Annotated in this window: 23 protein-coding genes; 4 read left to right on the top strand and 19 right to left on the bottom strand. The window is 69.4% G+C overall.

Annotated features, from left to right (window positions below):
- Positions 1-14: 14 nt before the first annotated feature.
- Positions 15-902 carry a substrate binding domain-containing protein gene (locus FB547_RS10980; RefSeq protein WP_145742141.1) on the top strand — a complete coding sequence of 296 codons (888 nt, stop codon included), beginning with the start codon at positions 15-17 and terminating at the stop codon, positions 900-902.
- 9 nt (positions 903-911) lie between these two features.
- Here FB547_RS10980 and FB547_RS10985 read toward each other — a convergent pair whose 3' ends face one another.
- From FB547_RS10985 to FB547_RS11080, 19 genes are all read right to left on the bottom strand, one after another.
- Positions 912-1,775, bottom strand: coding sequence for an oxaloacetate decarboxylase (locus FB547_RS10985; RefSeq protein ID WP_145742143.1), 864 nt, complete (start codon positions 1,773-1,775; stop codon positions 912-914).
- A complete protein-coding gene (locus FB547_RS10990) occupies positions 1,772-3,187 on the bottom strand; it encodes an FAD-dependent oxidoreductase (protein ID WP_145742145.1) in 1,416 nt (471 codons plus the stop codon). Before FB547_RS10990 ends, FB547_RS10985 begins: the two co-directional genes overlap by 4 nt.
- On the bottom strand, positions 3,184-3,780 hold the full coding sequence (locus FB547_RS10995; RefSeq protein WP_145742147.1) for a cysteine hydrolase family protein: 597 nt from the start codon (positions 3,778-3,780) through the stop codon (positions 3,184-3,186). Before FB547_RS10995 ends, FB547_RS10990 begins: the two co-directional genes overlap by 4 nt.
- On the bottom strand, positions 3,777-5,831 hold the full coding sequence (locus tag FB547_RS11000) for a hydantoinase/oxoprolinase family protein (protein WP_145742149.1): 2,055 nt from the start codon (positions 5,829-5,831) through the stop codon (positions 3,777-3,779). The genes FB547_RS10995 and FB547_RS11000 overlap by 4 nt, the downstream gene beginning before the upstream one ends.
- Positions 5,828-7,513: a hydantoinase B/oxoprolinase family protein gene (locus FB547_RS11005; RefSeq protein ID WP_145742151.1), complete on the bottom strand. Its 1,686-nt coding sequence runs from the start codon at positions 7,511-7,513 to the stop codon at positions 5,828-5,830. Before FB547_RS11005 ends, FB547_RS11000 begins: the two co-directional genes overlap by 4 nt.
- A 2-nt stretch (positions 7,514-7,515) precedes the next feature.
- Positions 7,516-8,484, bottom strand: a complete 969-nt coding sequence (locus FB547_RS11010; protein ID WP_145742153.1) for a Bug family tripartite tricarboxylate transporter substrate binding protein — start codon at positions 8,482-8,484, stop codon at positions 7,516-7,518.
- Positions 8,485-8,514: 30 nt separating this feature from the next.
- The gene (locus FB547_RS11015) at positions 8,515-9,858 is read right to left on the bottom strand and encodes an MmgE/PrpD family protein (RefSeq protein ID WP_145742155.1); all 1,344 of its coding nucleotides are present in this window, start codon (positions 9,856-9,858) and stop codon (positions 8,515-8,517) included.
- A complete protein-coding gene (locus FB547_RS11020; RefSeq protein ID WP_145742157.1) occupies positions 9,845-10,369 on the bottom strand; it encodes a 3-isopropylmalate dehydratase in 525 nt (174 codons plus the stop codon). Before FB547_RS11020 ends, FB547_RS11015 begins: the two co-directional genes overlap by 14 nt.
- Positions 10,366-11,655, bottom strand: a complete 1,290-nt coding sequence (locus FB547_RS11025; RefSeq protein WP_145742158.1) for a 3-isopropylmalate dehydratase large subunit — start codon at positions 11,653-11,655, stop codon at positions 10,366-10,368. The genes FB547_RS11020 and FB547_RS11025 overlap by 4 nt, the downstream gene beginning before the upstream one ends.
- Positions 11,652-12,617, bottom strand: coding sequence for a tripartite tricarboxylate transporter substrate binding protein (locus FB547_RS11030; protein WP_145742160.1), 966 nt, complete (start codon positions 12,615-12,617; stop codon positions 11,652-11,654). The genes FB547_RS11025 and FB547_RS11030 overlap by 4 nt, the downstream gene beginning before the upstream one ends.
- Before the next feature lie 33 nt (positions 12,618-12,650).
- A complete protein-coding gene (locus FB547_RS11035; protein ID WP_145742162.1) occupies positions 12,651-13,361 on the bottom strand; it encodes an ABC transporter ATP-binding protein in 711 nt (236 codons plus the stop codon).
- Positions 13,358-14,119, bottom strand: a complete 762-nt coding sequence (locus tag FB547_RS11040) for an ABC transporter ATP-binding protein (protein ID WP_145742164.1) — start codon at positions 14,117-14,119, stop codon at positions 13,358-13,360. Before FB547_RS11040 ends, FB547_RS11035 begins: the two co-directional genes overlap by 4 nt.
- A complete protein-coding gene (locus tag FB547_RS11045) occupies positions 14,112-15,092 on the bottom strand; it encodes a branched-chain amino acid ABC transporter permease (protein ID WP_145742165.1) in 981 nt (326 codons plus the stop codon). The genes FB547_RS11040 and FB547_RS11045 overlap by 8 nt, the downstream gene beginning before the upstream one ends.
- On the bottom strand, positions 15,089-15,961 hold the full coding sequence (locus FB547_RS11050) for a branched-chain amino acid ABC transporter permease (protein ID WP_145742167.1): 873 nt from the start codon (positions 15,959-15,961) through the stop codon (positions 15,089-15,091). The genes FB547_RS11045 and FB547_RS11050 overlap by 4 nt, the downstream gene beginning before the upstream one ends.
- 289 nt (positions 15,962-16,250) lie before the next feature.
- A complete protein-coding gene (locus tag FB547_RS11060) occupies positions 16,251-17,453 on the bottom strand; it encodes an ABC transporter substrate-binding protein (RefSeq protein WP_145742170.1) in 1,203 nt (400 codons plus the stop codon).
- A gap of 19 nt (positions 17,454-17,472) precedes the next feature.
- On the bottom strand, positions 17,473-18,255 hold the full coding sequence (locus FB547_RS11065; protein WP_145742171.1) for a GntR family transcriptional regulator: 783 nt from the start codon (positions 18,253-18,255) through the stop codon (positions 17,473-17,475).
- Positions 18,256-18,387: 132 nt separating this feature from the next.
- On the bottom strand, positions 18,388-19,236 hold the full coding sequence (locus FB547_RS11070; RefSeq protein WP_145742173.1) for a fumarylacetoacetate hydrolase family protein: 849 nt from the start codon (positions 19,234-19,236) through the stop codon (positions 18,388-18,390).
- Between the two features lie 29 nt (positions 19,237-19,265).
- The gene (locus FB547_RS11075) at positions 19,266-20,012 is read right to left on the bottom strand and encodes an SDR family NAD(P)-dependent oxidoreductase (RefSeq protein WP_145742175.1); all 747 of its coding nucleotides are present in this window, start codon (positions 20,010-20,012) and stop codon (positions 19,266-19,268) included.
- Complete coding sequence (locus FB547_RS11080) at positions 20,009-20,743, bottom strand: SDR family oxidoreductase (RefSeq protein ID WP_145742177.1); 735 nt, start codon at positions 20,741-20,743, stop codon at positions 20,009-20,011. The genes FB547_RS11075 and FB547_RS11080 overlap by 4 nt, the downstream gene beginning before the upstream one ends.
- 139 nt (positions 20,744-20,882) lie before the next feature.
- On the opposite strand from FB547_RS11080, the gene FB547_RS11085 reads away from it, so the two are divergent.
- The 3 genes from FB547_RS11085 to FB547_RS11095 are packed head-to-tail and all read left to right on the top strand — an operon-like array spanning position 20,883 to position 23,211.
- Entirely contained in the window at positions 20,883-21,596 is a 714-nt protein-coding gene (locus FB547_RS11085; protein WP_145742179.1) for a FadR/GntR family transcriptional regulator, read from the top strand.
- Positions 21,597-21,642: 46 nt separating this feature from the next.
- A complete protein-coding gene (locus tag FB547_RS11090; RefSeq protein WP_145742180.1) occupies positions 21,643-22,638 on the top strand; it encodes a sialic acid TRAP transporter substrate-binding protein SiaP in 996 nt (331 codons plus the stop codon).
- Between the two features lie 15 nt (positions 22,639-22,653).
- Positions 22,654-23,211 (top strand): TRAP transporter small permease, encoded by a 558-nt coding sequence (locus tag FB547_RS11095; RefSeq protein ID WP_145742182.1) that lies wholly within the window; start codon positions 22,654-22,656, stop codon positions 23,209-23,211.
- Positions 23,212-23,220: the final 9 nt, after the last annotated feature.

A 23,220-nucleotide genomic window follows, 5' to 3' on the forward strand; every position in this document is an offset into this window, starting at 1 on the left:
CTTGAAAGCCCCCCATGGCCAACCGTCTCGAAGCCCTGCGCGTGTTCTGCACCGCCGCCGCCGCTGCCAATTTCCGCGAGGCCGCCGCGCGCCTGTCCGTTTCGCCGCAGGTCGTGACGCGCGCGGTGCGCGAGCTGGAAGAAGAACTGGGCGAGCCGCTGTTCCACCGCAGCACGCGCGGCGTGCAGCTCACCGATTTCGGCCGGCAGCTCGCCGAGCGCGCGCGTGCCGCGGTCGGCGGCGTCGATGCGCTGTTCCACCGCGCCGACCGGCGCGCGCTGTCGCAGCACGCGGGCACGGTGCGCGTCACCGCGCCCAACGTGTTCGGCCGGCGCCTGATCCCGGAAGCGCTCGCGCCGATGCTGGCCGCGCATCCGGGCCTGGTGCTCGACCTGCGGCTGTCGGAGGCGCATGCCGACGTGGTCGACGAACAGATCGACATCGGCGTGCGCGCGGGCCCGATCCGCGATGCACGCTTCGTTGCGCGCACGGTCGGCAAGATGCGGCTCCACGTGGTGGCCGCGCCCGCGCTGGTCGAGCGCACCGGCATCCCGAAGAGTCTCGACATGCTGTCCGGCTTTCCGCTCACCGCGCTGATGGACCGCAGCTCGGGCCGCCCCTGGTCCTGGTTCTTCAGCAAGGGGCGGCAGGTGCCGGTCGCCGCGCCGGCCTTCGTCACCGACGACGTCGATGCCGAATGCGCCGCGGTGCGCGCGGGCCTGGGTTTCGGCCAGCTCGTGGGGCCGCTGGCCGAGCCGCTGCTGGCCTCGGGCGAGCTGGTGGCGGTGCTCGAGGCCGACGCCCCCGAGCCCTGGCCGATCCACGTCTACCGCTCGCAGCGCGCGCCGGTGCCGGCGCGCGTGCGGCTGGTGTATGACGAGCTGGTCCGCGTGCTGCGCTGAGGTGGCAGGTCAGTCGTACTTCTGTCCGGTGCGCATCAGCTCCGGCGTGCCGATCACCTCGTTGAGGGCGTCGAAGTCCAGCATCTGCGGCCGCCACGGCTGCGTGGTGCGGTGCCGGTGCAGGCTCGCGTAGTAGCCTTGCAGCGTGTGGACCACGGCGCGTGCGGTGCCGCCCGGAAAGATCGCGATGCGAAAGCCATGGGCCTGCAGCGCATCGGCATCCTGGATCGGCGTCTTGCCGCCTTCGACCATGTTGGCGAGCAGCGGCACGCGGTCGCCGAAGCGCCGGCAGGCGGCGTCCATCTGCCCGGGCGAGCGCAGCGCCTCGATGAAGAGCGCATCGACGCCGCAGGCGAGGTAGGCCTCGGCGCGGTCGAGCGCGGCCTCCAGCCCTTCGACCGCGACCGCATCGGTGCGCGCGAGGATCAGCGTGTCGCTCGAGGTGCGCGCGTCCAGCGCGGCTTTCAACTTGCCGACCATCTCGCGCTCGGGCACCACGGTCTTGCCGTCGAGGTGGCCGCAGCGCTTGGGAAAGGTCTGGTCCTCGATCTGCACCATCGCCGCGCCCGCGCGCTCGAATCCGCGCACGGTGCGCTGCGTGTTGAGCGCGTTGCCGAAGCCCGTGTCGGCATCGACGATCACGGGCAGGTTCACGCGCTCGGTGATGCGCGCGAGCGTGTCGGCCACCTCGGTGAAGGTGGTCAAGCCGATGTCGGAGCGGCCGAGCCGCGTGTAGGCGATCGATGCGCCCGAGAGGTACAGCGCCTCGAAGCCGGCCTGCTCGGCCACGAGGGCGCTGAGGGCGTCGTACACGCCGGGTGCGAGCACGATGTCGTTGCGCGCGAGCCGGGTCTTGAAGGATGGATTCGTCATGCGGATGCTTCCGTCGATTGGATCAGTGCGGCCGCCGTGCGCGCCGCGATGTAGCCGCCGGCCACGGCGCTCAGCAAGCCGTTGCCGGAGAGATAGCCCCACACCGCATCGCCCGACACGCCGCCCGCCGCGCCGCCGGCGGCGAACAGGTTGGCGAAGGGCGTGCCGTCGTGCCGCAGCACGCGCATGTCGGGCGCGGTGTCGAGGCCGCCCTGGGTGTGGAACAACGCACCCGTGACCTTTACTGCGAAGTACGGCACTTCGAGTGCGCGTGCGAACACGCGGCCATCGGGCGGCGGCGTGCCGGCGCGCATGGCGTCGAGCGTGCCCTGCAAGGCGGAAGGCTCGCAGCCGATGCAATCCGCCAGCGCAGCCACCGATTCGCAGCGGCGCAGCGCACCTGCCGCTTCGGCCTCGCAGAAGTCGGGAAAGCCCCGCGCCAGTGCAAGCAGCGGCGTGTCGAACACGTTCCATGCAATGCCGCCCGGTTGCGCGAGCACGTGCACGGCGGCTTCCGAGTAGCCCTGCGTCTCGTCGTGGAAGCGCCGCCCCTCGCGGTTGAGCTGTACGCCGCCCTCCATCATCACGGCCCAGGACATCAGCGCGCCTTGCGGCGTGACCCACGAGCCATGGCCCTGGTAGCCGCCCAGGTCGCGCAGGCGTGCGCCCAGCGCTTCGCCCCAGAGGATCGCGCTGCCGTCGTTGCCGGCATGGCCGCCGAAGGTGGCTTCGGCCATCTCGGGCAGCAGCGTGCGGACCATTTCCGAATTACCGCCGAAGCCGTTGCAGGCGAGCAGCAGTGCGCCGCAGCCCAGCGTTTCGCGGCTGCCGCCGGGCCGCGCACAGTCGATGCCGATCACGCGGTCTTCGTCGTCGAGCACCAGCGTGTCGACCAGCGCCTGCGTCAGCACGGGAATGCCCGCCGCCTCGACGGCCGTCTGCAGCGCCGCCATCAGCGATGCGCCGGTCTTCTGCGGCAATGCGTGCATGCGATGCACGCTGTGGCCCGGATAGAGAAAGCCGTCGAGCAGCATCCATTGCAGGCCGTGCCGCTCCTGCAGCGCATCGAGCGCCGGCCCGATGGCGGCCGCATAGGCCTCGACCAGCGCGGGCGCCGCGCGGCCATGGGCCTTGGCCTGGATGTCGGCGGCGAAGCGCTCGGCACTGTCGTCCTGCACGCCATGCGCCCGCTGCGTGCGCGTGCCGGGCGCGGGAATGAAGCCCGAGGACAGCGCGGTCGAGCCGCTCGGCAACGCATCGCGCTCCAGCACCACGCAGTCCACGCCCGCATCGGCCAGGATCAGCGCGGCCGTGAGCCCGCAGGCACCGCCGCCGACGATGGCCACCGGCACCTGCACATCGGCCTCGAGCTGCGCTGCGCGGCGGACGAGGCGCGAAGGGCTTGCCGTCATGCGAGCAGCGCGATGAAAGCCGCGCAGTCGGTCACCTCGGCCACGTTGCGCATATCGGCCAGCGAGGTCTGATGGCGCTCTTCGCCGAAGGCCGCACAGCCGTCGGCCAGCACCAGCGTGCGGTAGTCGCGCATGTGCGCATCGCGCACGGTGCTGGCCACGCCGCCGTTGGTCACGATGCCGCACACCGCCACGGTGTCGATGCCCGCGCGGCGCAGCACCCAGTCGAGCTGGGTGTTGAAGAAGGCCGAATACGCGACCTTGCTGACCGCCACGTCGACGAGTCCGGCCAGCGCATCGACATTCGCCTGGCCCCAGCTGCCGGGCGCGAAGTCGCCCTTCCTCAGATAAGGACGCAGCGCCTTCAGGTGCGGCGACACCATCGGCTCGCCGGCCGCATCGGGCCACAGCGTGAACTGGCTGGCCACCACGAGGCCGCCCGCGGCCTTGAGCGCGCGCGCCACTTCGGCCACGCGCACCGGCAGAAGCAAGGCCGGCGGGTTGGTGTCGCCGCCGCGCGCATAGGCGCCCTTGGCATCGAGGAAGTCGTTCTGCAGGTCGATGATGACCAGCGCCGTCTTCGCTGCGCTCATGACGGCCTCACCAGCAGGTTGCCGTGCGCATCGACCTCGGCGTGGAAGCCGGGTTCGAGCCACACAGTGGTGTCGGCCTGCTCGAGGATCGCAGGCCCTTCGATGCGCGCGGCCACCGGCAGTTCGAGCCGCGCGTAGCGCACGGCCTCGTGCCACTGGCCATGGTGGAACACGCGCTGCGTGCCCAGCGGCGCGGTGCTGCCCTGCCCTTCGGGGGCCAGCACCTTCAGGTCGAACTTGGGCCGCACGCCGATGCGCGCATAGCGCAGGTTCATCACGCGGATCGGGATGCCGTCGAGCACCCGGCCGAAAGCGGCGCTGTAACTGGCCTCGAATGCGGCGCGAATGGATTGCGCGGTGATCGGCGTACGGCCCGCATCGGCCAGCACCACGGGCAGCGTGTGGGTCTGGCCCGTATAGAGCATGTCGAGCGCGATCACTTCGCGCACTTCGTCGAAGCGCACGCCCGAGGAGTCGAGGCGCTGCTGGCAGGCGGCCGAAAGTTCGTCGATGCGGCGCTGCAGGTCGGCCACGTCGAGTTCGGCCAGCGGCCTGTTGAGGGTCTGCACCGCGTCGTGGCGCATGTCGGCGATCACGCAGCCCAGCGCCGAGGTCACGCCGGGATAGCGCGGCACGATGCCGGTGGCGACGCCCACCTCGCGCATCATCGCGCACACATGCAGCGCACCGCCGCCGCCGAAGGGCATGTACGCGAAGCGGCGCGGATCGTGCCCGCGCTCGATCGACACGAGGCGGATCGCGCCCGCCATGCGCGCATTGGCCACGGTAAGGATCGCCTCGGCCGCGGCGTGCACATCGAGGCCCAGCGGGCGCGCGACGTGCGCCTCGATGGCCTGCCGGGACTTCTCTGCGTCCAACGCCGCGAGCAGCCCGCCGCCGAGCGGCCGGTCGGCGGCGATGCGGCCGAGCAGCACGTTGGCATCGGTCACGGTCGGGCGCATGTTGCCGCGCCCGTAGCACGCCGGTCCCGGCACGCTGCCGGCGGACTCGGGGCCAACCTGCAGCATGCCGCTCGCATCCACGGAAGCGATGGAACCGCCACCCGCGCCGATGGTTTCGATCTGGATCATCGGCGAGCGGATCACCATGCCGAACTCGATCGCGGTCTGCGCGGCCAGCGCAGCCTCGCCGTTGGCCACCAGCGACACGTCGAACGAGGTGCCGCCCATGTCGCCGGTGATCGCATTCGGAAAACCCGCGGCGCGCGCGATGGCCGCGCAGGCGATCACGCCGGCCGCCGGGCCCGAGAGCGCGGTGCGCACCGGCAGGTCGCTCGCGGTCTGGCGCGACATCACGCCGCCGTTGCTCTGCACCACCAGCAGCTCGCCCGCGAAGCCCTGCGCGCGCAGGTCGGCTTCGAGGCGGCCGAGGTAGCTGCCGACCACCGGCTGCAGCGCCGCATTGAGCGTGGCGGTCGAGCAGCGCTCGAACTCGCGGATCTCGGGCAGCACCTCGCTGGCCGAGGTGACGTGCGGGTTGGGCCAGAGCGCGCGCACGGCCGCCACGGCGAGCCGTTCGTTCTCGGGGTTGGCGTAGGTGTTGATGAAGAATACGCAGACGGCCTCGCAACCGGCCTCGAGCAGCGAGCGTGCTTCGGCGCGCACCTGGTCCAGGTCGACCGGCGTGTGCAGCGTGCCGTCGGCCAGCACGCGCTCGTCGACTTCGCGGCGCAGGTCGCGCGGCACCACGGGCACGAAGCTGCCGCGCAGGCCCCAGGTCTCGGGCCGGTCGCGGCGGCGCATCTCGAGCACGTCGCGAAAGCCGCGCGTGGTGATGATGCCGGTGCGCGCCACCTTGCGTTCGAGCAGCGCATTGGTGCCGACGGTGGTGCCATGCACGATGGTGGCGATGGCCGCGGCCGAATCGGCCACGCGCGCCACGCCGTTCATGAAGCCGCGCGCTTCCTCGCCGCGCGTGGAGGGCACCTTGACGATGCGCGCGCTGCCGTTGGCCTCATCGAGCACGAACAGGTCGGTGAAGGTGCCGCCGACATCGACGCCGACGACCAGGGATTTGCTTGTGGTGCTCATTCGGATGCTTTCTTGCCGCCGCTAGCGGCCGTGACGTAGCCCATGGCAGCATCGGCTTCGCGCTGCGAAGCGGGCCGCTCGCCGGAACGGCCCCAGCCGCCGCCGCCGGGCGTTTCGAGCCGCACGCGCTCGCCGCGCGCGAGCTGGATGCCGCGCATCTTCGACACCATGGGCGGCGTGTGCCATTCGCCCGCGTTCTCGTAGCGGAACACGTTGAGGGCGCCCGGTCCGCCGCCCGCTATGCCCTTGGGCGGCGAGGTGCCGCGCTCGCCGAAGACGAACACCTCGGCATCCTTCTCGAGCAGTTCGATCTCGTAGACGGCGCCGAGGCCGCCGCGGTGCCGGCCGTCGCCGCCCGAGTCGGCGCGCAGCGACCATTCGGTGAAGCGCACGGGGTAGGCGGCCTCGAGGATTTCGAGCGGCGGAATCGTCGCGGTCGAGATCGGCGCGTTGCCGTGCGACAGGCCGTCGCCGCCCGAATGGCCGCCGTGCCCGCCGCCGAAGAAGCTGAACATCACCCAGCGCTGGCCTTCGCGGCCCTTGTCGCTGCGGTGGCCCGCGATCGACAGCGCGTTGATGGTGCCGTAGGCCTGCGCCACCGCGCGCGTGGGGTCGGCCTGCGCGGCGGCGCTGAAGATCACGTCGATCATGCGCAGGATGGTCTCGGTGTAGCCGCCGACCGGGCGCGGGCGCTCGGCGCTGATCACCAGCTTGTCGGGAATCACGAAGTCCACCGCGTCCAGCACGCCGGCGTTCGCGGGCACGTCGGGGAACAGGTGCTTGAGCGCGACGTAGCAGGCCGCGACCGCCGTGGCGCGCGAAATGTTCACCGGCCCCGCGCATTGCGGCGAGGTGCGCGAGAAGTCGAGCGTGAGCCGGTCGCCGGCCACCGTCATGTCGAGCGCGATGGTGAGCGGCTGGTTGACGATGCCGTCGTTGTCGAGCACGTCCTCGAAGCTGTAGCGGCCGTCGGGCAGCGAGGCGATGTGCGAGCGCATGAGGCGCAGCGCGCGGCCGCGCAGCTCGCCGAGCGCATTCAGCACCAGGCCGTCGCCGTATTCGTCGAGCAGGCCGTGCAGCCGCTTCGCACCGAGCTCCAGCGCGGCGAGCTGGCCGTTGAGGTCGCCCCAGAGACTGTCGGGCAGGCGCGTGTTGGCCTGCAGGATGGCGAGCACGTCGGCATCGAGCACGCCGCCCTGCACGATGCGCACCGGCGGAATCTGCACCGCCTCCTGCCAGCACTCGGTGGCCGCGGGGTTGTAGTTGCCGGGCACCGCGCCGCCCACGTCGTGCCAGTGCGCGGCCGAGGCCATGTAGCAATACAGCTTGCCGTTGCGGAAGAAGGGCTTGACCAGCTTGAAGTCGTTGGCGTGCGTGCCGCCGTCGTAGGCATCGTTGCTGATCCAGATGTCGCCGTCCTTCATGCCGCCGCGCGGCGCGGCCGCCTTGGCGGTGGCGCGCACCGCGAAGGCCATCGCGCCCACGAACACCGGCAGGCCCGACTTGCCCTGCACCAGCGTGTCGCCGGTCGTGGCGTCGTAGAGGCCGTGGCAGGCGTCGTGCGCCTCGGCAATGATGGGATTGAACGCGCTGCGGTAGAGCGTGGCGTCCATCTCGTCGGCCACCTGTTCGAGGCGGCCGCGCAGCACGACGAGCGTGACGGGGTCGAGGGTGTCGTTCATGTTCAGTCCACTTTCGCGCCGCTGGTCTTGACGACCTTGGCCCATTTGTCGATCTCGCGCTTCACGTGCGCGGCGAATTCCGCTTGCGTGGAGCCCACGGGCTCCGCGCCCAGCGCCGTCAGCTTCTCGCGCACCTCGGGCAGCTTCAGGATGCGCTGCACCTCGGCCGAGAGCTTGTCCACCACGGGCTGCGGCGTGCCCTTGGGCGCGAACAGGCCCGACCATGCATCGGCGTAGAAGCCCGGGTAGGTCTCGGCGATGGTCGGCAAGTCGGGCAATGACGGCGCGCGGCGCAGGCTGGTGAGCGCAATGGCGCGCAGCTTGCCGGCCTTGACGTGCGGCAGCGCCGACGGGAGCCCGTCCACCATCATCTGCACTTGCCCCGCGAGCAGGTCGGACACGGCCGGCGCGCTGCCCTTGTAAGGCACGTGCGTGATGTCGACGCCGGCCTCGGACTTGAGCATTTCCATGCCCAGGTGCGCGGCCGTGCCGTTGCCGAGCGAGGCGTAGTTGAGCTTGCCGGGCTCCTTCTTCGCAAGCGCCATGAGCTCGGCCAGGTTCTTCGCGGGCACCGAGGGATGCACCACCAGCACGTTGGGCACCACCGCCACCTGGCTGATGGCGACGAAGTCGGCCACCGGGTCGTAGGGCATCCTGCTGTAGAGCGAGGTGTTGATCGCATGCGAGCCGGTCACGCCCATCACCAGCGTGTAGCCGTCGGCCGGCGCCTTGGCGACGAGGTCGGAGCCGACGTTGCCGCCCGCGCCCGCACGGTTGTCGACCACCACCGGCTGGCCCCAGTGCTCGCCCATCTTCACGGCAACCAGCCGCGCCGCCGCGTCGGTGGCGCCGCCCGGCGGGAACGGCACGACGATGCGGATCGCCTTGTTCGGAAAATCGCCCGCCTGCGCGGCGGCGACCAGCGGCAGGCAGACAAGGAGCGTGCTCGCGAGATGGCGCAGGAGTTTCATGGTGGGTAGGTGGTGAGAGTGATGAGTGGTTCAGGCGTCGGCAAGCTGCTGCCACAGCTCGCGGAGACTGGTGCCTGCGGGCGCGTCCAGCACGCCTTCGCAGAAGCGCGCGGCCTTCGGGCCCGGCACGCTGTGCGCGGCGTAGTGCGCGAACTTGGCGATGAGCGCCGCGCGGTCGAGCGGACGGGCAGCGTCCCCCGCGATGGTGCCGACGGCTGCCTCGAGCGTGCCGCCCGCGTGCGACACCCGGAGCGTGGCACCGCGTTGCCCGCGTGCCGTCAGTCCGGCATCGGCTTCGAGCACGACCAGGGCTTCGAGCCGACGCAGTTCGAGGTCGTCGAAACGCGGCACGGCATAAACGGAGGGATCGACATCGCCGAAGCGCAGCATCGCCGCGACGCCGAAAGACAGGCTGAACTGCGCCTGGATCGGCGTGCGCGGCGCGCGGTTGCCGCAGTAGACGATCGCCTCTTCGTATATCTTGAGCACGATGCCCTGGATGCCGGTGGTGTCCCGGGCCAGCTGCTCGCGGACCTGGCGCGCGGCAGCCGCGCCGTAGTGCACGTGGCGCACGGCCGCGAAGGGCTTGAGATAGGCATCGCGCAGCAGCGGCGTCGCCGCACCGGGCATCGGCTGCGCGGTCGCGGCCGAATGCGTGTGTGCGTAGTGAGCCAGCGCACCGTCCGGCGCGTCGATGCCCGCTGCGCTGGCAAAGGCCGCCTGCAGCCCCAGTGATGCGCTGTGGCCGAGGTAGGTGTTGCGCGCGGTGCGGCCCTGCTGCACCGGCAAGTAGAGGCTGGTCGCGAGCTGGCAGGCCGCGATGTCGATGGCCTGCACGATGCCCGCTGGCGGCAGCGCGAGCAGTCGCGCCACGCCGGCCGCGACGCCCAGCGCGGGCCAGTTCGCATCGACATGCATGCCGGGCCGGATGCGCAGCCAGGCGCCGCAGCGCGCGCCGACCTCGTAGCCGAGCACGAAGGCATCGATGAACTCGCCAAGGCTGGCGCCGCGCCGCAGCGCAAGTGGCAGCAGCGCCGCCACCAGCGGCACACCGGGCCTGCCGTGCGCGAGTGCATGGCCCTCGCAGGCCTCGTCCCAGGTCGCGGCCATGGCCAGCACCTGCGCGGCGGCCTGCAGCGCCATCGGCGGGCCGCCGGGGAAAGCGAAATCGCCGGGCTCGCAAGCCGCGAGCGCGGCTTCGAGGCGCTGCACCTCGCTCGCATGCCGGCCCGCGAGTGCGCAGCCGGCCGTGTCGACCAGCAGGCGCCGCGCCTGCGACGCGGCCTCGGCGGTGGCCGGCTGCGCCGCGTGCAGCGCTACCGTGGCCTGCAGCACGGCACGTTGCGGATCGTGATCAGTGTCAGTGCTGTGCATCGGCTTCCTTCCTCGCGGCCATGCGCCGGCGCAACAGCCGCAGCAGGCCGCCGGCATCGACCATCTCCATCAGGAAGCCCGGCACGGGCTCGCAGGCGAGCGTGCGCGCATCGGCGGTGCGCACGGCGGGCGTGCGGGTGTCGAGTGCGATGCGTTCGCCGTCCTGCAGCGACTCGGCTTCGGCGCAGGTCAGCAGCAGCAGGCCCACGTTGAAGGCATTGCGAAAATACAGGCCGCTGTATGAAGGCGCAATCACCGCGGCCACGCCCAGCTGAACGAGCACGGCCGCGGCCTGCTCGCGCGACGAGCCGATGCCGAAGTTGGGGCCGGCCACGATCACGTCGCCCGGTTGCACCTTGCTTGCGAACTCGGGGCGGATGGCTTCGAGGCAATGCTTCGCGATGACGTCGATGCCGTGCTTCATCGCATGGCCGGGCGCGAGCGCATCGGTGTCGATGTCGGCGCCCAGGCGCCAGACCCGATGCGGGCGGTGCAGGATGTCGGCGGTCATGCGAGCACCTCGCGCGGATCGGTCACGCAGCCGCGCAGTGCGGCCGCCGCCACCGTGTAGGGCGAGCCCAGGTACACCTGCGCGGTCGGCGAGCCCATGCGGCCCTTGAAGTTGCGTGCCGTGGTCGAGATCACCGTGATGCCGTCGCCCATCGGATCGCCGTAGCCCGAGCAGGCGCCGCACGCGGTCGGGAACAGTTCGGCGCCGGCGTCCATCAGCACCTGCAGCACGCCCTCTTCGCGCGCCTGCTCCTGGTCGTGCAGGCTCGCGGGCGCCACGATGAGACGGATGCCGCTCGCCACCTTGTGGCCGCGCAGCACCTGGGCTGCGGCGCGCAGGTCGTCGAGCTTGGCGCCGGTGCAGGCGCCGATGTAGGCCACGTCGACATGCGTGCCCAGGTACCGGCTCACGCCGTGCGCGTTGGCCGGGCTGTGCGGCGCGGCGACGTAGGGCTCGAGCGTGGCGGCGTCGAAGCGGTGGTGCGTGAGCGCGGCGCCTTCGTCGGTGAACCAGGGTGCCATGTCGACCGGCGGGGCGCCGGCTTGTGCGAGGAACGCGGCGGTGGTGGCATCGGGCGCGATCAGGCCGGCCTGCGCACCCAGCTCGGCGCTCATGTTGGAGAGCGTCATGCGCTCCTGCATCGACAGCGCGGCGACGGCCGGACCCGCGAACTCCACCGCCTGGTAGCGTCCGCCGTTCATGCCGAAGCGGCCGATCATGTGCAGCATCATGTCCTTGGCAGTCACGCCGGCGGGCAACGCGCCGTCCCACCACATGCGGATGGTCTCGGGCACGCGCAGCCAGATCTCGCCGGTGACCATCACGCCCAGCATCTCGGTGCTGCCGATGCCGAACATGTAGGCGCCGAATGCGCCGCCCGTGGGCGAATGCGAATCGCCGCCCACGCACAGCATGCCGGGGCGGATGTGGCCGTGCTGCGGCACCACCACGTGGCAGATGCCCTGGCTGTCGTACACGTGCGGCAGCTGCTGCTCGCGCGCCCAGTCGCGCGCGATGCGCACGATGCGGCGCGAGTCGTCGTCGCGCTCGGGCACGTAGTGGTCCATGACCAGCACCACGCGGGAGCGGTCCCAGATCTGCGCGCCGAGCTCCTCGAGCATCGGCTGCAGCCGGCGCGGACCCGAGGAGTCGTGGAACATGGCCATGTCGACGCCGCAGGTCACGATCTCGCCCACCGCCACCTGCGCGCGGCCGCTGGCGCGCGCGATGAGCTTCTGCGCCAGCGTCTGCTGCGCCGGCGCGCGGTCTGAAGCGTTGAAGGTCATTCCGGCTTGGCTCCCGAGAACTTGACGACCTTGGCCCAGCGCGTGATCTCGCTCTGCACGAAGGCGGCGAACTGCTCGGACGAGTTGCCCACCGGTATCGCACCCTCGGTGTCGAGGCGCTGGCGCATGTCGGCCTGCTGCAGCGCATGGCGCGCGGCGTCGCCGATCTGCTTCACGCGGTCCGCCGGCATGCGGGCCGGGCCGAAGAGGCCGAACCATGCGCTCGACTCGTAGCCCGGCAGCGCCTCGGCGATCGCGGGCACGTCGGGAAAGGCCGGCAGCCGTTTACCCGTGGTCACGCCCAGTGCCCTGAGCTTGCCGGCCTGGATGTGCGCCTTGACGTTGCCCACGGCCGCGAACATCAGCTGCACCTGGCCTGCGAGCACGTCCTGCACGGCGGGCGAGGTGCCCTTGTAGGGGATGTTCACGATGTCGACGCCCGACTGCATCTTGAAGGCCTCGCCCGCCATGTGCAGCGACGAGCCCACCGCGCCGATCGCAAAGTTGAGCTGGCCCGGCTTCGCCTTGGCGAGCGCGATGAGTTCGCGCACGTCCTTCGCGGGCACCGACGGATGCGCGACGAGGATCGAGGGCGAGGTCGCCACGCAGGTGAGCGCGGTGAAGTCCTTCACCGGATCGAAAGGCAGTGCCGGATAGAGCGTGGCGTTGATCGCATGGCTGGTGAAGCTCATCAGCAGCGTGTTGCCGTCGGGTGCGGCCTTGGCCACGGCATCGGCTGCGATGTTGCCGCCCGCGCCGGGCCGGTTCTCGACGATCACGGTGCGGCCGAGCGCCGGGCCCATGCTGACGGCCAGCGAACGGGCCAGCGTGTCGGTCGAGCCGCCGGCGGGTGCGCCGACGAGGATGCGGACCGGCGCATTGCCGATCTGCGCGCGTGCGCCGCCGGCCATGGCCAGCGAGGCCAGCGCGGTGGACGAAATGAGGATGTCGCGGCGTTTCATGAAGTCTCCTGGCTCATTTTTTTTGAGGGCACGTCAGAGCCCCAGGTAGGCGCGCCGCAGTTCGTCGCTGCCGAGCAGCTCGCCGGGCAGGCCCGAAAAACGAACGCTGCCGTTCTCCAGCACGTAGGCGCGGTCCGCGATCTCGAGCGACTGGCCCACGTTCTGCTCCACCAGCAGCACCGCGAGGCCGCCTTCGCGCAGTTCGCGGATCAGCGAGAACATCTCTTCCACCAGCCGCGGCGAGAGCCCGAGCGAGGGCTCGTCGAGGATCAGCAGCACGGGCTCGGCCATGAGTCCGCGCGCGATGGCCAGCATCTGCTGCTCGCCGCCGCTCATGGTGCCGGCGTGCTGCGCCATGCGTTCCCGCAGCCGCGGGAAGATGTGGAACATCTTCTCGATGTTGGCCGCGCGGCGCTCGCGCGCCCGCGTGAAGGAGCCGAGCTCCAGGTTCTCCAGCACGCTGAGGTTGGGAAACACCTTGCGGCCCTCGGGCACCTGGATCAGGCCGGCCTTGACCACGTCGCGGTAGTGCGCGCCGCTCAGGTCCTTGCCGTCGAAGCGCACATTGCCGCTCCAGGCGGGGCACAGGCCGCAGACCATCTTGTTGAGGGTGGACTTGCCCGCGCCGTTGCTGCCGAGCAGCGCGACCATTTCGCCGGCGTTCACCTGCAGGTCGACGCCGCGCAGCACCTCGACGCGGCCGTAGCCGCCGCGCAGGCCCTGGATATCCAGCAACGCGGTCATTCGGCAGCTCCCGAAGCGGCCTTGCGCAGCCGCGCCGCGGTGCCATGGCCCAGGTAGGCCTCGACGACCTTGTCGTCGGAGGTCACCTGCGCCGGGCTGCCTTCGGCAATCAGCTGCCCCTGCGCCAGCACCCACACATGCTCGGCCAGGTGCATCACGGCCTGCATCACGTGCTCGATCATCAGCACGGTCACGCCGCTGTCGGCGATGCCGCGCACCACCGGCATCATCTCGGCGATCTCCTGCGGGTTGAGGCCGGCAAGCACTTCGTCGAGCAGCAGCAGGCGCGGGCGCGTGGCCAGCGCACGCGCCAGTTCGAGGCGCTTGCGGCCGGCCACGGTGAGGTCCGACGCGGGCTTGTCGAGCTGCGGCGCGAGGCCCACGCGCAGCGCGATGGCCTCGGCATGCGCCAGCGCCTCGCGGCGGCCGCGCAGGTGCAGGTGCGCACCGACCGCGATGTTCTCGCGCACCGTCTGCGCCGCAAAGGGCTTCACGATCTGGAAGGTGCGCGTCATGCCGAGCAGCGCATTGCGGTGCGGCTCGCGGCCCGTGATGTCCTGGCCCGCGAAGCGCACGCTGCCGGCATCGGGCTTGAGGAAGCCCGACATCAGCGCGAACAGCGTGGTCTTGCCGGCACCGTTGGGGCCGATCAGCGCGCTCAGGCTGCCCTCCCTCACCGACAGGCTCACGTCCTGCACGGCCTTCAGTCCGCCGAAGGAACGCGAGAGACCGCCCACGGCCAGCAGCGCCTCAGTCATGGCGGCCTCCCTTCGCGCTCCACAGCTGCCGCACCGACAGCCCCAGCCCCGCGACGCCGCGCGGCAAAAAGATCACGATCACGACCAGCACCGTGCCGTAGATCACCATGTTGATGCCCGGCAGTTCGCCGAACAGGTTGCGCGTGAGGTCCGACAGCAGGTGCAGCACGACCGCGCCCAGCACCGGGCCCCACAGCGTGCCCATGCCGCCCACGATGGCTGCCACCAGCGCCTCGACCGACACGGCCGGGCCGTAGGCGATGCCGGCGTCGATGTACTGGAACACCTGCACGTAGAAGGCGCCGGCCGCCCCCATGAAGGCGGCCGAGATGCCGATGGCCGCGAGCTTGACGCGAAACGGGTTCACGCCCACGGCGCGCGCCGCATCCTCGTTGTCGCGCACGGCCTGGAGGTAGGCGCCGAAGCGGCCGTTGCGCAGCCAGCAGGTCACGAGCAGCGCCAGCACCACCATGGCCAGCACCACCCACAGGTAGCCGGCGCGCGAGGCGAACTGCAGGTTGGCCGCCGATTCGCGCAGCGGCACCATCAGGCCCACGCCGCCGCCCGTGAAGTTCACCGACAGCGCGAGGATGCGGAACACTTCCGCGAAGGCCAGCGTGACGAGCGCGAAATACGAACCCTTGAGGCCGTAGCGGAAGCTCAGCGCGCCGACGAAGAGCCCGACCAGTGCGGCGCCGGCCACCGCCAGCGGCAGCGCGACCCAGGCGTTGATGCCGCCCTGCAGCTGCGCGATGGCCTGGATGTAGGCCCCGGTGCCGAAGAACAGCGCATGCCCGAACGAGAACTGCCCGCCGAAGCCGCCGAGAATGTTCCAGGCCTGCGCGATGAGCGTGGCGTAGAGCGCCATCATCACGAAGTTCAGCGTCAAGCCCGACTTCGTGACGAGCGGCACGCAGCCGGCCAGCACCGCGAAGAGCGCGATGCCCGCGAGTTGTCTGTGCGCGCTGCTCATGCCCTGGCTCCGAACATGCCCTGGGGCCGGAACAGCACCACGCCGATGAAGATCGCGAAGATGCCGATCTGCCCGAGCGATTCGCCGAGGTACAGCCCGCCGAGCGACTCGACCACGCCGACCAGGAAGCCGCCGGCGAGCGCGCCGACGAAGCTGCCCATGCCGCCGAGCACGACGATGGTGAAGGCCACAAGCACGAAGCCGCCGCCTACCTGCGGGTTGACGTAATAGGCCGGCAGCAGGAAGCAGGCCGCCGCGCCGAGGCACGCCAGGCCGATGCCGAAGCTCATGGCGTAGACATGGTCGACGTCGATGCCCATGAGCTTGGCGCCTTCCTTCTCCTTGGCGACGGCGCGGATGGCGCGGCCGAGATCGGTGCGGCCCATGATCCAGAACAGGATGCCGGAGACGACAAGCGCGCCCGCGAAGGCCACGAGCTTGGGCACGGCGATCATCGCGGGGCCGATGGCGACGGTGCTGAGCGAATAGGCGGTGTCGATGCTGCGGGTGTCCGACTTGAAGAACAGCAGCGCGAGGTTCTCCATGACGATGGCGATGCCGAGCGTGGCGAGCAGGATGTTCTCGTCCTTGCCGTGGCCCGCGCGGTTGATGACGACGCGCTGCAGCGCGTAGCCGAGCGCGAACATGCCTGCCACCGCAATGGGCAGTGCCATGTACGGGTCGATGCCCCAGCGCTCCTTGAGGAAGTACACCGCGTACAGCGCCAGCATCAGGCTCGCGCCGTGGGCGAAGTTGATGATGTGGAGCACGCCATAGATCAGCGTGAGCCCCAGCGCGATCAATGCGTACACGGCGCCTGTCGTGAGGCCATTCAGAATCGAGGGAAAGAGGATGTTGAAGTCGAGCATTTGCGTGGGACGCTGCGTTTTTATTGGGTCCGCCCGGTATGCGGTGCGGGCCGTGCGACCCCACTGCGCCGGCCCTTCGGGCTGCCCTGCGGTGCTCGCGCTTCGCGGGGTCTCGCAGAACTCGCTTCGCTCAAACAGCTGCGAGCCCTGATCCGCGAAACGCTGCGCTCCTCGGCGGCGCAGAGGGGATCGCCCGGCCCGCACCGCATACCGGGCTCCAGGGTGGAACAGGCGCGGCCGGAATACGAAGGGCGCACCCGCAGCGTGCCCACACCATGCGGTAACGTGTTCATGCCCTGAGCGGAAACACAGGCTCCACCTCGCGGTAGTCGCGCGGGATGATCACCTTGATGTCGTTCTTCACCACCTGCGTCATCAACGGCTGTGCGCCCTCGTTCTGTCCATTGACGAACTTCGTGGGACCGTACGGCATGATGTGATTCGAGAAGGTGCTCTTCTCCAGCGCATCGACGATGGCGGCGCGTTCGGCCGACTTCGCGCGCTCCAGCGCATCGGCCAGCAGCCACATCGAGGTGTAGGTCATGAAGACCTCGTAGCTGAAGAACTGGCCCTTGGCCTCCACGCGCTTGCGCAGCTCCTGCGAGCGCTTGTCCTTCGGGTTGAACCAGTGGTTGCAGTCGATGATGCCGTTGGCCGCGTCCGGAAACTCCTTCACGAACTTGTAGCTCGACGCGGCGCCGCCCAGCACCGAGAAGATCGCCTTGGGCACCACCTTCTGCTGCTGCATGGTGCGCACCAGCAGCGCGTACTCGTTGTAGTAGTTGGCGGGGATCACGATGTCGGGGTTGACCGACTTCATGCGCAGCACGATGTTGTTGAAGTCGCGCGTGGGGTTGGCGTGCTTCACCACCTCCTTCACCTCGAAGCCGTAGCCCGGCAGTTCGCGCGAGAGCAGCTGCGCGGTGCCGGCGCCGAACAGCGACTCCTCGTGGATGATCATCACCGTCTTGGCCGGGTTGCCCGCGGCCTTGTTGAGCACCAGCAGGTTGGCCATGGCCACCTCGGTCGACTTCCTGTAGCCGGGGCCGAAGCGGAAGGTGTTCTTCAGGCCGCGCTCGACGATCTGGTCGGCCACGCCCACGTCGACCACGTGCGGCAGGTTGTACTTGGCCGCCGCCTGCGTGGTCGCCAGGCAGATGGCCGAGGCGTAGGCGCCGACGATGGCCGAGACGCCGGCTTCGTTCATCTTCTCGACCTCGGCCGCGCCGGCCTGCGGCTGCGATTGCGCGTCGCCCAGCAGGGCCTCGAGCTTCGCACCGCCAAGCGACTTGATGCCGCCGGCGGCGTTGATGTCCTCGATGGCCATCAGCGCGCCGAGGCGGCACTGCTGGCCCGAGTAGGCCAGCGCCCCGGTGACCGGATGCAGCACGCCGACCTTGACGGTCTTGGGCTGCGCGCCGGCCACGAGCGGGAAGGCGACGGCGGTCGCCAGGGCGGCGGACTGCGACACGAAACTGCGGCGGTTCTGCATGGGGCTTTCCTTTTTCTCTTCAGTTGAACTTGGCTGACACGTCTTTGCTGACCCACACCTTCGCGTCGATGCCGCCCACGCGGGAGAGCTGCATCTCGTAGGTGTAACGGTCGGGGCGGTAGAGGCCGTGCAGCCACTGCACGGGCCGCTCGTCCTCGTCGTAGATCAGGCGGCGCACCGCGAGCAGGGCCGAGCCGACCGACACGTCGAGGTGCTGCGCGATCAGGCTGTCGGCCAGGCGCGCGGAAATGGTCTGGTGCGCGCGCCCGACCTTGACGCCCGACTCCTCGAGCAGCACGAGGATCGGCTTCTTCGACAGCTCGCGGCGGCCGAAGCGGCGCGCGATGGAATCGGGCACGTAGGTGGTGATGTGCGAAAGCGGGCCTTCCTTGGTGGAGCGCACGCGCACCGCCTTCTGCACCGGGTCGCCCAGCTGCAGCTGCAGCGCCTCGGCCACCTGGGTGGAGGCCGTGATGGTGGCGACCTCGATCACTTTCACCGAGGTGTGCAGGCCCATCGTCACCAGGTTCTCGAGCAGGCCGCGCAGATTGGCACGCTCCATGCTCCTGCCGCTGTTCGCTTCGCCCGCGGGCACGGGCGGCAGCGCGCGCGTGCGGCGCCCCGGGTTGCGCGCGATCAGGCCTTCGGAAGACAGCTGCTCGAGCGCGCGCCGCACCGTGACGCGCGCCACGTTGAACTGCGCCATGAGCGCGAGCTCGCCGGGCAGCCCCTCCGCAAATCGGCCTTCGTGCAGCTGCTCACGCAGGACCAGGTAGATCTGGTGGTACTTCGGCAAAGGCATCTGCGACATGCCTTTGATGTTTTTGCAGTTTCAATGTTCTGTCAATGGGACATTTAAAACCGCAGCGGCACAAAGAAGAACGGCGCGCCGGGCCAATGCCCGCCGCGCCGTTTGGGGCTGCTCGCTTGCCGCTTACAGCTTGAACGGAATCACTTCCTGGCGCTGGTCGCCCAGGCCTTCGATGCCCAGCGTCATCACGTCGCCCTTCTTCAGGTAGAGCGGCGGCTTCATGCCCAGGCCCACGCCGGGCGGCGTGCCGGTGGTGATGACGTCGCCGGGCAAGAGCGTCATGAACTGGCTCAGGTAGCTCACGATCTTGGCGATGCTGAAGATCATCGTCTTGGTGCTGCCGGTCTGCATGCGCTTGCCGTTGAGGTCGAGCCACATCGACAGCTTCTGCGGGTTGGGCACTTCGTCGCGCGTCACGAGCCACGGGCCGATCGGGCCGAAGGTGTCGCAGCCCTTGCCCTTGTCCCAGGTGCCGCCGCGCTCGATCTGGAACTCGCGTTCGCTCACGTCGTTGATGGTGCAGTAGCCGGCCACGAAGTTGAGCGCGTCCTTCTGCGAGACGTAGCGCGCGCGCGCGCCGATGACCACGCCGAGCTCGACCTCCCAGTCGCTCTTGACCGAGTTCTTGGGCAGCATGACCGGATCGTTCGGGCCCTGGATGCAGCTGGTGGCCTTCATGAAGACCACCGGCTCCTTCGGAATCGGCAGGCCGGACTCGGCCGCGTGGTCGGCATAGTTCAGGCCGATGGCAATGAACTTGCCGACGTTGGCCACCGGGCTGCCGAAGCGCGGCTTGCCCTTGACCAGCGGCAGCTTGTCGACCTTCTGCTTGCGCAGCTTGGCCAGCGCGGCGTCGCCGAGCTGCTCGGGCCCGATGTCCTTGACCAGCGCGCTCAGGTCGCGCAGCTGGCCGTTGTCGTCGATGAGGCCGGGCTTTTCCTTGCCGGGATTGCCATAGCGAACGAGTTTCATGTGGTCCTTTCTTGGGGGAGACTGACTATCTAGTAAGTGGAGCGGCCGCCGGACAGGTCGAACACGGCGCCGGTGGAAAACGAGCAATCTTCGGTGCAGAGCCAGCCGACCATTGCGGCCACTTCCTCTACCGTGCCGAAGCGGCCCATCGGTATTTTCGACCGCATGAACGCAATGTGCTCCGGCGTCATCTGGTCGAAGATGGCGGTCTTCACCGCCGCGGGCGTCACGCAGTTGACGCGGATGCCGGTGTCGGCCAGTTCCTTGCCGAGCGACTTGGTGAGCGCAATGACGGCGGCCTTGCTCGCACTGTAGGCGCTGGCGTTGGGGTTGCCTTCTTTCCCGGCCACCGAGGCGATGTTGACGATGCGTCCGTAGCCTTGCGCGCGCATCTGCGCCACCACTTCGCGGGAGCACAGGAACACGCCGTTGATGTTGACCTCCATCACCTGCCGCCAGTCGTCGACCGGGTAGTCCCACAGCTTCGTGTTGGGGCCGGTGATGCCGGCGCTGTTGACCAGCGCATCGATGCGCGGCGCATGCGCCAGCGTGGCCGCCACTGCCCGGGCCACGGAAGGCTGCTGCGCCACGTCAACCGTCACGGCGAAGGCCTTGCCGCCCAGAGCCGCTGCGGCCTTCTGCGCGGCCGCTGCGTCGCGGTCCCACAGCGTGACGCTGCCGCCCGACGCGATCAGCCGCTCGGCGATGCCGTAGCCCAGCCCGCTCGCGCCGCCGGTCACCACTGCGTGGCGGCCCGCGAAATCGAGCTGGTTCATATGGTGATGCCGCCGTCGACCGTGAAGGCCTGGCCGGTGGCGAACACCGATTCGTCGCTGGCCAGGAACACCACCACGGGCGCGATTTCCTCGGCCTGCGCGAGCCGGCCCATGGGCTGGCGCGCGATGAAGGCGCGGCGCGCCGCCTCGGGGTCCTCGTTGGCATTGATGCGCTCCCCGAGCGAGGGCGTGTCGACCGTGCCGGGGCACACGGCATTGCAGCGGATGCCGCGCGCCACGAAGTCGGCCGCCACGCTCTTGGTCAGGCCCAGCACCGCGGCCTTGGTGGTGCCGTAGACGAAGCGGTTGGGCAGGCCCTTCATGCTCGAGCACACGCTCGCCATGTTGATGATGCTGCCGCTTCCTGCGGCCAGCATGCCCGGCAGCGCGGCCTGGATGGTCCAGAACTGCGCGCGCACGTTGAGGGCGAACGCGAATTCGAGGTCCTTGTCGGTGGCCTCGAGCGCGGTGCCGTTGTGCACCACGCCGGCGCAGTTGAACAGCACGTCGAGCGCGGGAAGACTCTTGAAGAAGGCGACGATCGCGTCCTTGTCGAGCACGTCGAGCCGGGCCGTGCGCACGTTGGCGACGCCCGTGTAGCGCTCGAGCAACTTCTCGTTCACGTCGGTCGCCCAGACCTGCGCGCCTTCGGCGGCCATCGCGAGCACGCTCGCATGGCCGATGCCTTGTCCGGCCGCCGTCACGAGCACGGTCTTGCCCTTGAGTCTCATGCATGTCTCCTTGGAAAAATGGGGCGCTGGCTGCCGGGCGTTCAGGGTTTGGCCCGATGGCAGCGGCGCAGTGCGGATCGTATTCTGAATTGGCCTTACCACTTGTCCAATTCAGGACAACCCTTAACCCCCCCCCGCCGTGCCGCTCCAGACCGTCGAACCCCAGCGCCTCTATCGCCAGATTGCCGACCAGCTCCGAGGACTGATCGGCAAGGGCGAGTTCCTGGCCGGCGCGCGGCTGCCGGCCGAGCGCGACCTGGCCAAGCAGCTCGGCGTGAGCCGGCCCTCGGTGCGCGAGGCGCTGATCGCGCTCGAGGTCGAGGGCTGGGTCGAGGTCCGGACCGGTTCGGGCGTCTACGTGCTGGACCGCTCGCATCGCGCGAGCAAGCCGGTGGCGCCCACCGAATGGGGGCCTCTGGAGCTGATTCGCGCGCGCCGCGTGATCGAGGGCGAGACTGCCGCCATTGCAGCCGCGGTGGGCAAGCGCAAGGACATCGACGCCATGAGCCGCGCCATCGAAACGATGCGCGGGCTCGCCGACCGCGAAATACTGCCGCTCGAAGGCGACCGCGCATTCCACGTGGCCATCGTCAATGCCAGCGGCAACGCCGTGCTGGTGGAAACGGTGCAGAGCTTCTGGGATTCGCGCAACGGACCGATCTTCACGCGGCTGGGCGGCTACTTCGAGACGGTGGCCTCCTGGCGCTCCGCCATTGCCGAGCACGAGGCCATCCGCGACGCCGTGGCCGCACGCGATGCCGAGGCCGCGCGCGCCGCCATGCACGCCCACATGGACAACTCGCACCAGCGGTTCAGCGCGAGCTGGCGCCGCGCCAGGAAAGCCTCGTCCTGAACCGCCAGCGACTTCTTCAACACATCACACCAACGGAGACAAACCGATGAACAGCAAACGCAACACCCTCAAGGCCATCGCCGCCTGCGCCCTGGCGGCCACCGTGCTGGGCACGGCCGGCATCGCCGGCGCGCAGACCAAGCTCAAGTGGGCACACGTCTACGAAACCTCCGAGCCGTTCCACAAGTACTCGGTGTGGGCCGCGGAAGAAATCAAGAAGCGCACCAACGGCAAGTACGACATCCAGGTGTTCCCGGCCTCCAGCCTGGGCAAGGAGTCGGACATCAACCAGGGCCTGACGCTGGGCACCGTCGACATCGTGCTGACCGGTGCCAGCTTCGCGGGCAACACCTACAAGCCGCTGGCCGTGACCTACTTTCCGTTCATCTTCCGCGATGCGGAGCACCTGCTGAAGTACGCCAAGAGCGATGTGTTCCAGGAGCTCGCCAAGGGCTACGACGAGAAGAGCGGCAACCACATCACGGCGCTCAACTACTACGGCGCGCGCCACGTCACCTCGAGCGCCGCCAGGCCGGTGGCCAAGCCCGAAGACATGAAGGGCCTGAAGATCCGCGTGCCCGACGCACCGGCCTACCTGGCCTTCCCCAAGGCGCTGGGCGCCAACGCCACGCCCATCGCGTTCGCCGAGGTCTACCTGGCGCTGCAGAACAACACGGTCGATGCGCAGGAGAACCCGCTGCCCACCATCGAGGCCAAGAAGTTCTTCGAGGTGCAGAAGAACATCTCGCTCACGGGCCACATCGTCGACTCGCTGCTGACCGTGGTCTCCGGCCAGCTGTGGGGCAAGCTCTCGGCCGACGAGAAGAAGATCTTCGCCGACGTGATGCAGGAGGCCGCCGAAAAGACCGGCCGCGACATCATCGCCTCGGAAATCCGCCTGGTCGACGAGTTCAAGAAGCGCGGCAACAACGTGATCACGGTGGACAAGGCCGCGTTCCGCGAAGCCGTGCTGAAGAACACCAAGCCCACGGACCATGGCTACCGCCAGCAGGACTACGACCGCATCACGAGCATCAAGTAAACCCAGGGCGCCGGCATGACTGAACCGAAGATCATCGACGACGAAGGGCACTTCCACGCAGAAGACGAGGCCGTCGACCTTTCCCACACCATCGCCGAAGGCTGGATCTCGCTTGCGATCTTCTGGATGCTCGCGCTCACGGTGTTCTACCAGTTCGTCACGCGCTACGTGATGAACGACTCGGCCGCATGGACCGAGGAGGTGGCGCGCTACATGCTGATCGCGGTGGTCTTCATCGGCGCCGCGATCGGGGTCGCGAAGAACAACCAGATCCAGGTCGACTTCTTCTACCGCCACATGCCGGCGGCCATGGGCCGCTGGATCTCGCGCGCGGTGGATGTGCTGCGCACTGCCTTCTTTGCCGCGGCCGTGGTCATGACGGTGCAGATGATGCTGAAGATCGGCAACACCACGCGCATGACGATCGTCGATGCGCCAATGAACATCGTCTACGGCCTGTGCCTGTTCGGCTTCGTCGCGATGACCTGGCGCTCGGTCCAGGTCGCGCGCGTCCATTGGAAACGCGGCTACAGCGTGCTCGAACGCCCCGAGTCCACGCTCGCCGACCGCTGAGCCCCCGAG

The sequence above is a fragment of the Variovorax beijingensis genome, assembly GCF_007828835.1.
Taxonomy (GTDB): domain Bacteria; phylum Pseudomonadota; class Gammaproteobacteria; order Burkholderiales; family Burkholderiaceae_C; genus Variovorax; species Variovorax beijingensis_A.